The sequence below is a fragment of the Prevotella aurantiaca genome, assembly GCF_015262605.1.
Lineage (GTDB): Bacteria > Bacteroidota > Bacteroidia > Bacteroidales > Bacteroidaceae > Prevotella > Prevotella aurantiaca.
In genome coordinates this window covers 1-9,720 of the sequence record NZ_JABZSJ010000079.1, presented here as the reverse complement: position 1 = coordinate 9,720, position 9,720 = coordinate 1, and the positions used below count along the sequence as shown (strand labels likewise).

The following is a 9,720-nucleotide window of genomic DNA, read 5'->3' as shown; positions in this document are numbered from 1 at the left end:
AATATCTGCAAGATTTATAATGTAAAGGTACAAAAACTTGCAGATATAAGCAAATTATTTACAGGATAATATACTATGAATCAGGAGAATCTTAAGTTTTTAAGGGAGGACTACTTACATTACCTACCTGACAAACAAAGCCCCCTCTTGAATCCTTATTCAAGAGGGGGCTTAGGTGTATATTATGTGTCAGTAACCGATTAGTTGAGCCACTTAACGTATGAGAAGTCTTGACGATGTGGCAACAAGTTGTTCTTAGGATACATACGAACAGCACATCTGAAAGCACCAGCATCAGAAGCATCGAAGTCTAATTGGAAGGTATAAAGATTACCTTCGTTCTTCACAAGCTTGAATGGAAGTACCTTATGAATATTTACATCATCAACAGGATTACTGTGTAACATTACAAGTTCCAAACCAACTGCATCTTGAAGACCTTGTTCGTCAATAGTATAAGTAAGAGTTGTAACCTCGCCTGTAACAGCATTGTACAACGAATCAAAATTACTTTCCACAACATTGATACTATCCCAGCGCTCAGCAACAGTTTCTTTCCATTGCGCTATTTCCTTTGCAAGGCGGTTATCCTTAGCATGTAACTTAGTAGCACGCTCTGCCTGCTTGCAGTAGAACTTAGTATAATAGTCGTCCAACTGGCGCTTCATAGTATAATGAGGTGCGATAGTAGCGATAGAATTCTTTACAATCTTCACCCAATCTTCTGAATATGTCTTGCCCTTTGTCTTGTTGAAGAACAATGGAGTAATCTCATTCTCCAACAAGCTGTAGATAGTAGCAGCGTCAAGTTTATCTTGATACTCTTGATTTTGGTAAGTACGCTTTTCTGGCAATGCCCATCCAGCACCTTCACGATAGCCTTCTACCCACCAGCCGTCAAGCACAGAGAGATTCACAACACCATTCATTTCAGCCTTTTCGCCTGATGTACCACTGGCTTCCAATGGACGTGTTGGTGTATTCATCCAAATATCAACACCTGAAACGAGGCGACGTGCAAGTTCCATATCGTAGTCTTCAAGGAAGATAATCTTACCAAGGAACTGTGGCATACGTGAAATTTCAAAGATACGCTTAATCAATCCTTGACCAGCACCATCAGCAGGGTGAGCTTTACCAGAGAAGAAGAAGAGCACTGGACGTTCCGGATTGTTCACAATCTTCTCCAAACGTTCTAAGTCTGTAAATAGAAGGTGTGCGCGTTTGTATGTTGCAAAACGACGACAGAAACCAATCATTAATGCGTTAGGATTAATCTTCTCAAGGATAGAAACCACTTTTGCTGGATCGCCTTGGTTGCGAAGCCATTGCTGTGTGAACTTATCGCGGATATATTTAATAAGTTTCTTCTTCAATGCCATACGTGTTTCCCAGATTTCAGCATCTGGCACATTGTATATAGCATGCCAAATTTCTTCATTACTCTGGTCGGCCATGAAGTTCTTATCATAATATTTGTTGTAAACTTTGCGCCATTCAGTTGCTGCCCATGTTGGGAAGTGAACACCATTAGTAACGTAGCCCACATGGTTTTCTTCTGGGAAATAACCCTTCCACAATGGAGCAAACATCTTTTGACTTACCCAACCATGCAAGCGAGATACGCCGTTGATTTCCTGAGATGTGTTACAAGCAAAGGTACTCATGCAGAAACGTTCGCTATGGTCGTCTGGATTGGTACGTCCCATTCCAATAAATTCGTCCCAGTTGATACCCAATTTTGCAGGATAACCAGACATATACTTACTGAAAAGTGCTTCATCGAAGTAGTCGTGTCCTGCTGGTACAGGAGTATGAACGGTATAAAGTGAAGAAGCACGTACAAGTTCCATTGCTTCGTTGAAAGTTAAACCTTCTTCAACATAGTCACAAAGACGTTGCAAGTTGCAAAGTGCAGCGTGACCTTCGTTGCAATGGTATATATCTTTCTTAATTCCAAGTTTCTTCAAAGTGAGGATACCACCAATACCCAATAATATTTCTTGTTTGATACGATTTTCCCAATCACCACCATAAAGTGCGTGTGTAATAGGTTTGTCGAACTCTGAGTTCATTTCATTATCTGTATCAAGCAAGTAGAGTTTTATACGTCCTACATTCACCTGCCATACCAATGCGTGTACCATATAATTATTATAAGGTACATCAACTACCATTTGGTTGCCATCAGCATCAAGTACTCGCTCGATAGGAAGGGAATTAAAGGTCTGTGCATCATACTTTGCAATCTGCTGACCATCCATAGAAAGACTCTGACGGAAATAGCCGAAACGATACAAGAAACCTACTGCACAGAGGTCAACATTAGAGTCTGATGCTTCTTTAAGATAGTCACCAGCAAGCATTCCTAAACCTCCTGAATAGATCTTCAACACTTGGTTAAGACCAAATTCCATACAGAAATAAGCTACTGAAGGACGTTTTGCATTGGGTTTCACGTTCATATAGTCGGTGAACATCTTGTAAACGTTCTTGACACGTTTCATTAGGTCCTTATCTTTTACAATAGCTGCCTTGCGGTCGTAGCTCAATTGTTCGAGCAACAATACAGGATTGTGGCCTACTTTCTCATAAAGCTCTTCGTCCAAATGAGTAAAAAGGCTGCGTGCTTCGTGTGTCCAACCATACCAAAGGTTGTGTGCTATCTCGTCCAGACAAGCCAATTCCTTAGGAAGACTTGACTTTACATTCACCTCTCTCCATTGAGGTTCATTTGAATAATCAGACTTAATTTTCATAATTTTACCTATTCTGTTTTTATATTTTATTCGTTAATTATTGCTTTTAAATTTATCTGTCGAAGTTACTTTACGCTTACTCTTGCATTGCGATTTTTGATTGCAATATCATAAGCAGTTTCATAAGCCTGTATGAACTCGCTCCATAAAGCTTTTTTCGATAGCTTTTGTGCATTTATTCTACATTTATCGGCAGTTTTTTTATCCATTGCAGCATATTCTTTAATGGTATCCTTGATACCATCTGCCACTTCTGAATAGTTGTCATCGGTGCGATGTATTACCTTTACACCATCTGTTATCTCACAACATTTGCCTTTCTGTTGATTTGCCCATAAGCCAAAACCTGCAAGATCGGTTGTAATGCAAGGAACTTTAAACGCTACTGCTTCTAAAGGAGTATATCCCCATGGCTCGTAATATGATGGGTAAACGCATAAATCATTGCCCAACATCACATCATAATAAGGCATATCCACGATACCATCGTTACCATTTAAATAACAAGGTATGAATATTAACTTCACCTTGTCGTCCGAAGCATTCTTTATACCTAAGTGACGCACCATATTTAACACGTTATCACTGTCCATATTATGCAGTTCGTGTGTAATAATTGGCATTTCTAATGCTGTATCATAAACACTCTTTTTTGCCAAACGTTGTTTCAAATCAGCACGAGGTTGCCCTACCCACCCTGGAACTTCTATAAAAGCAACGACATTTCTTTGCAGTTCTTCATCGTGGTTCAGGCGATTCATTGCATCTATAAATACATCGATACCTTTATTTCTGAATTCGTAACGGCCACTTGTAGATACGATGAGCGTGTCGTTATCAAGTTTTGTACCAGTAAGAGCCTCTGCTATATACAATAAATGCTTACGTGCTGCATTGCGTTTCTTAGTAAATGTAGCTGCTTTTGGTACAAAATCGTCTTCAAAACCATTTGGTAAAACCACATCTACAGGCTTATCCAAAAGTTCCTTACACTCTAATGCAGTAATTTCGCTTACCGTTGTAAAACAGTCTACATGATGTGCTGTTTGCTTTTCAATGGAATGTTTACTTTCCATATTCAGCTCTCCAGCCATTTGGTCGCCATTATACGCTTGCAAATAACCATAAAGTGGTTTGTTGTTACCAGCTATACTGCGTCCTATTCCTGTTGCATGAGTTGTAAAGAGCGTTGCTATTTCCGGTACATTATACTGCAAAACTAAAGCTGCAAAACCCGTTTGCCATTCGTTGGCATGAAATATAACGTTCTTGCAATTACTCAAATAGTAGCGATAATAACTCTCCACAACCTTTGCAGTAGCAAGAGAAAACATCGCTGATTCATCGTAATCGCCATAAGCATGCAAACTATCTACCTTATAACGTTGCCAAAGTTCGCCATAAAATTCATTTTTATTGGCATAATAAGCTTCAAAATCTACTAAAAAGGCTATCGGACTTCCTGGAACATTCCAACGTCCAACTTTTAACTTCAAACCTTCTTTCTTGGCAACAGCTACCCATTCTTTGAAAAGCTTTTTGTCTTCGATGAAGTATGGATTTTCTACTCCGTTAAAACAATCGGGACCTATAAAAACTACGCGGTCTCGCAACTTCTCTTGTAAGGTCTTTGCACGTGTAGAAAGCACGGTGTAGATACCACCTACCTTGTTGCATACCTCCCAACTCGCTTCAAAAATAAAATCCAGAAACATCCTTTTACATCTTGTCAATATTTGCAAAGGTACGATAAAAAACCGAACATTGACAAGCAAAACAATTATTTTAGAAGTTATAACCTTTAAATTGATATAAATCACGTTTTTAAGCCATGAAATATTTAAACTTTAAAAAAGAAGAAGTTATTCTGCTATAATAAAGAAGAAAAAGAATTATCTTTGCAAGTATTATGAAAGTAAAACTTATTATATTATCGGTACTTACGTTGGGTTTATTTTTAGTATTGCCAACTACCGCTACTGCAAATACATCTACAAAATTGTTTGCAGCAATTGTCCCTATGTGCCAGCAAGATAATCCTGCCGACACAACTATATTTAAAACTCGTATAGAGAATAAAGAATATCAAGTTTGGCTTGAAATAGATTTCTATAAACAAAATATCTTAGTGCCTAATCAAAAGTTGTTTGGCGAAGTGCCAGGCTATCTTGGTGCTGTACGAGATTCACGAAAGTGGATTATTTCTGATGTAAAAGTTGAAGGAAACACAGCCACACTTACCATTATCAACGACTATGGAAGTGAGGACCTTATTGCAACACTTACGTACAATGCTGATGGCACTTATACTTTCAAACAGGGAAAAGGCAGCACCATCAACATTGCAGTAAACAACAAGTGGGTAAAACTTCCTAAAACTATGTTGTTCAAATAGTCATCAATCTTACGTATTTAGAAGCATTTTAATGCCTTTTCTCAATCATATTTCATTATAATAGTGTAATTTTGCACTTATTCTTAAATACAAAATCGTTTATAAACATAAAGGAATGATAAAGAAACTGCTTGTTATGCTATGTATATTCACATGCGTAGCGCAAACAAATACCTTTGCACAAGGTAAGTCTGACAAAGACCACAATTTTAAAGTTGCAAAGAATTTAGAGACTTTTTCTGCTATCTACAAATACCTTGACATGATGTATGTAGATACGCTGAATGCCGACGAAGTTATTGGTAACGGCATTAACGCTATGTTAAGTTCGCTCGACCCTTATACTGTTTTTTATCCTGAAGAGAAAGTTAAGGAACTTGACATGATGATTTCTGGCAAATATGCAGGTATCGGTGCACTGATAAGATACAACTTAAAGTTGGAGAATGTAGTAATAGACGAACCTTACGAAAATATGCCTGCCGCAGAAGCTGGTCTTAAAAAGGGAGATATTATATTATCTATTAACGACTCGTCAATGAATAAGAAAAGCACAAGCTATGTCAGCGACCATTTGCGTGGCGATGCAGGAACTTCTTTCTTATTAAAGATAAAACGACCCTCTACTGGCAAAATTATGAAGTTTAAGCTTACTCGAAAGTCTATTCAGATGCCTGCAGTTCCTTATTATGGATTGCAGCAAAATGGTATAGGCTATCTAAACTTAAACTCTTTCACCGTGGATTGTTCGAAAGATGTTCGCCGTGCTTTCTTGGAAATGAAAAAGGAGGGTATGAAATCGCTTGTCTTCGACCTACGCAATAATGGTGGAGGTAGTTTGCAAGAAGCCATAAACATTGTGAATATGTTTGTGCCTAAAGGCCTTACACTCGTTAATACCAAAGGTAAATTGCAGCGCGCTAATCGTGAATACAAAACTACTGTTGAACCAATTGATACCGTTATGCCTATAATTGTATTGGTAAATGGTGAATCGGCAAGTGCAAGTGAAATTACAAGTGGTAGCTTACAAGACTTAGACCGCGCTGTTATTATGGGAAGTAGAACCTATGGCAAGGGTTTGGTTCAAGCGCCAATGGACTTACCTTACAACGGAAACTTAAAACTTACAACAAGCAAATACTATATTCCAAGTGGTAGATGTATTCAAGCCATCAACTACAAACATAGTCGCGGAGGTTATGTAGAGCACGTTCCTGATTCGCTTACAAAAGAATTTCGCACTGCTAATGGCAGAATCGTTCGCGATGGTGGCGGTATCAACCCAGATGTAAAGATACTTCCCGACTCTCTTCCTAACATTGCGTTCTATCTTGTAAGTTCTGGTATGGATTCTACAGAAGTAATGCTGAACTGGGAACTTGAATATATCAAACAACACCCAAATATCGGTGAAGCTAAAAACTTTATTATTTCTGATGCTGACTACGAGAGTTTCAAATCTGCAGTAATAAAGAGTGGTTTTAAATACGACCGACAAAGCGAAAAGGCTATAAAGAATCTTGTGGACATTGCTAAGTTTGAAGGCTATTATGATGATGCTAAGCCTGAATTTGAAGCATTGAAAAAGAAACTTCAGCATAACCTTGCAAAAGAACTTGACCACAACAAACAAACAATTAAACAGCTTATTACAGCCGACCTTGTAGCTGCCTACTATTTCCAAAAAGGTGCTATGGCCAATAGTTTACAATTCGACAAACAATGGAAAGAAGCTGTAAAGTTGCTCGAAAATCCGCAAGAATATAAGAAGATATTAACGCCTAAACATCATTAAGGCGAAGTGCTGAAATCATAATTTAATCTTTTCAGCAAATATTGCAATTCTCGGCATAATGGATATTTGACAGACAGGAAGACATCTTTGCACATAAAAAAATTAAGGGCTGAAATCCTCTCTTGGATTTCAGCCCTTTTTCTTACTTTTTTACTATTGCTGTCCGGTAAAAGTTTAGAAGCAGTAAATATAATTTCCAGACTACCACTAAAAGTAAAGTTAGTTTCATCTCACTAAAAGTAAACTCCTTCTATTCCTCAAAAGAGCTTTTTAAGCAGACTGGAAAAACCAACTTAATTCCTACTTCTTATGATTGTACACTTACATAAATATTTTATGTGTGGTATTTCCAACACGTACAATGTAAACTCCCTTTGCAGGCATTCTTAATGTATAAGACTTTATCAGGTTGCCTTGCTCTATCATGGTTCCATCTATACTATAAATGGAATAATGAATAGGCGATGAAAGCAAATTAGGAATTTCTATTACGAGTTCGTTGTCTTTTCCATATACCCTACATTGTTCGTTTTTGCCCATCTTAGGCGAAACGATTCCGGTTGGGAACTTATCTGTTTCAATGATGTTCGTGAAGTAGTTCCAACCGAAAGCCTCACGATACTTTTCGCCTGAACCGATGGGAACGTAAACGGGAATATCACTAGGAGTAGATCCACCAAATGATTCATCACCGAAATTAACCATAGGATCATAATAACAAACGGGCGGTATTGGCGACATAGAATAAATCTTTTTTAGTTTCTCTAAATCCTCAAAAGCTTCTTTTCCGATGTATTCCATCGTAGCAGGGAAAACAATGGAGTCAAGGCTACAAGAACTAAAAGCACCATCACCAATCCATTTAAGTTTTGGGGGCAAATTGGTTTTAAGTTTTAAACAACCCTCAAAAGCTTCCTTATTAATTTTTGTTACAGATTCTGGAATTACTGTCTGTTCTAGCTCTATACACGAACAACAGAATTTATCAGGAATCTCTGTAAGCCCTTCCGGTAAAACAACTCTCTTTAATTTACTGTTAGAACCAAATGCTTCAAATCCTATCTTTTTTATAGTCTTGGGCAAGACAACTTCAGTAAGTCGCGCACCATGCATGCTTAAATATCCGATACTATCCAAGCCTTCTGGAAAATTCATATCATCTACTAAACTATCGAAAAATGCTAATATTCCTATAGTTTTGATAGTGGAAGGCAAAACAACTTTCTTGAGCTTGTAACAAAATTGAAAACATTGGGTTGGAATTTCCGTAACACCTTCAGGAATTATCAAAGGATTCACCGAGAGCCATCTATTTTCATCGAAACAATTGTTTCCCAACTTTCTCAACGAGGAAGGAATATTGATTGTTTCCAATGTTAATCCATAAAATGCATATTCACCAAACTCAGTAATATTATCGGGAAGAATAATACGGCGAATATCCAAATGGTTTCCAAATCTGGACTTATCCCTATCAACAAATCCAAAGTCTGGAATTTTATTGTTCTCAATCTGTGCATATTGCAAATTGACAATCCGCATAGAGCCATCTCTCGCACAACGAACAATTGTCTTAAAATCGGCTTTATTGATTGGACCATGTACAATTAATGAATCTATCTTGTCCCATTTATCACCCAATACTTGCTCCAACTCTCCATACTTGCTCACGTGAGCATCAAAGAAAGAGGCTTGTCCATATACCTTTTGAGAGGAAAAGAGAATAAAGGACAAAAACACAAACAAATAATAAAATCTTTTCATCATAACTTCAAAGTATTATATTAAAAAATCATGGCAACAGGGAAAGAGCATTCCCGTTACCGAAATTGCTTTGCAGGAAAGAGAGTTTTTCGCCTTCACTCATTACATTAAGAACAGGGTCATCACAGAGGTAGTAATCCACATCTTGTTCATTAAAACACATTTTGACAATGGATAAGGCTTCCTGTCTTGAGACATCACGCATTTGTTGTGCTATTGCTGGTGAATTAATCAAACAGCAAAGCAATAGGAATAAAAATTTAATTTTCTTTTCCATAGCTTTTAGTATTAAATTAGACAATAACGTGTTAATATACACGCTTATTCATGTTACTATAACTTTATTTTAATATTCTTGCAAAAAATCCGAGCAAAAAAATTAGCTAATCACTTGAAGGCAGTTCTGTTTCGTATGAAAGTCTGCTACTCTTCGGTACAAGAAAAAGTAACTTTTTCCTCATCTTATTTCTTTTGAACTTATAAATTCTTTCAAAACCATATAGATTGTGGCTGATTCCACATTACCGACATAGGTTAGATTTATAAACCATTTTCCCTTTGTCAAAGTAATTTCACGAGAGGTTATTCCTCCACATTCCCCAATATATTTCTTCTATTTCCTCGTTGGCAATAGGGGAATTAGAGAGAGCCAACACTCCATTTATAAATACTGCTTTTTTCCATCATAATTTTATTTGGTTAGTGAATAATATATTGTGTCTATCTGATTTTTTAATTCAGAGACTGATAGCTGGCTACTTAAGGCACTTCTTTATGACAATCAAAGATAGAGATTTCTAATAGAAGAAATAGACTTAACGATTCGTTAGGATAATATTTCTTTTACTTTGTACTTTCTTTACCTATAGATGTTCCAAAATTTCATTATACTAGACTTAAAACAGAACGTTTGAACTGTATTTCTAAGTGCAATTTTAGGGAAATTATTTTAATTAGGGATATTCAGTAAATATCTAACTAATTGTTTGTCAGTGTAATATATT

At 37.0% G+C, this 9,720-nt stretch carries 6 protein-coding genes and 1 pseudogene; 2 read left to right on the top strand and 5 right to left on the bottom strand.

What is annotated here, in order from left to right:
• Positions 1–200 precede the first annotated feature (200 nt).
• Together glgP and HXN26_RS10375 are read right to left on the bottom strand one after the other, a co-directional pair.
• A complete protein-coding gene (glgP, locus tag HXN26_RS10380) occupies positions 201–2,759 on the bottom strand; it encodes an alpha-glucan family phosphorylase (protein WP_273161139.1) in 2,559 nt (852 codons plus the stop codon).
• A 65-nt stretch (positions 2,760–2,824) separates the two neighbouring features.
• The gene (locus tag HXN26_RS10375) at positions 2,825–4,474 is read right to left on the bottom strand and encodes a glycosyltransferase (protein WP_273161138.1); all 1,650 of its coding nucleotides are present in this window, start codon (positions 4,472–4,474) and stop codon (positions 2,825–2,827) included.
• Positions 4,475–4,668: 194 nt separating this feature from the next.
• On the opposite strand from HXN26_RS10375, the gene HXN26_RS10370 reads away from it, so the two are divergent.
• Together HXN26_RS10370 and HXN26_RS10365 are read left to right on the top strand one after the other, a co-directional pair.
• Complete coding sequence (locus HXN26_RS10370) at positions 4,669–5,154, top strand: hypothetical protein (protein WP_420541280.1); 486 nt, start codon at positions 4,669–4,671, stop codon at positions 5,152–5,154.
• Between the two features lie 136 nt (positions 5,155–5,290).
• Entirely contained in the window at positions 5,291–6,952 is a 1,662-nt protein-coding gene (locus tag HXN26_RS10365; RefSeq protein WP_273161141.1) for a S41 family peptidase, read from the top strand.
• Positions 6,953–7,273: 321 nt separating this feature from the next.
• Here the strand turns inward: HXN26_RS10365 and HXN26_RS10360 are convergent, their stop codons facing one another.
• The 3 genes and pseudogenes from HXN26_RS10360 to HXN26_RS10880 all read right to left on the bottom strand — a co-directional run.
• Positions 7,274–8,716 carry a leucine-rich repeat domain-containing protein gene (locus HXN26_RS10360; RefSeq protein WP_273161140.1) on the bottom strand — a complete coding sequence of 481 codons (1,443 nt, stop codon included), beginning with the start codon at positions 8,714–8,716 and terminating at the stop codon, positions 7,274–7,276.
• A gap of 28 nt (positions 8,717–8,744) precedes the next feature.
• Positions 8,745–8,993 (bottom strand): hypothetical protein, encoded by a 249-nt coding sequence (locus HXN26_RS10355; RefSeq protein WP_273161136.1) that lies wholly within the window; start codon positions 8,991–8,993, stop codon positions 8,745–8,747.
• Positions 8,994–9,407: 414 nt separating this feature from the next.
• A pseudogene (locus HXN26_RS10880) lies at positions 9,408–9,533 on the bottom strand (TetR/AcrR family transcriptional regulator); the annotation flags it as partial.
• Positions 9,534–9,720: the final 187 nt, after the last annotated feature.

What these genes read in the sequence shown, in the direction of transcription:
- HXN26_RS10360 (WP_273161140.1), bottom strand. Translation starts at nt 8,716, where the DNA reads ATGAAAAGATTTTATTATTTGTTTGTGTTTTTGTCCTTTATTCTCTTT.
- HXN26_RS10375 (WP_273161138.1), bottom strand. Translation starts at nt 4,474, where the DNA reads ATGTTTCTGGATTTTATTTTTGAAGCGAGTTGGGAGGTATGCAACAAG.
- HXN26_RS10370 (WP_420541280.1), top strand. Translation starts at nt 4,669, where the DNA reads ATGAAAGTAAAACTTATTATATTATCGGTACTTACGTTGGGTTTATTT.
- glgP (WP_273161139.1), bottom strand. Translation starts at nt 2,759, where the DNA reads ATGAAAATTAAGTCTGATTATTCAAATGAACCTCAATGGAGAGAGGTG.
- HXN26_RS10365 (WP_273161141.1), top strand. Translation starts at nt 5,291, where the DNA reads ATGCTATGTATATTCACATGCGTAGCGCAAACAAATACCTTTGCACAA.
- HXN26_RS10355 (WP_273161136.1), bottom strand. Translation starts at nt 8,993, where the DNA reads ATGGAAAAGAAAATTAAATTTTTATTCCTATTGCTTTGCTGTTTGATT.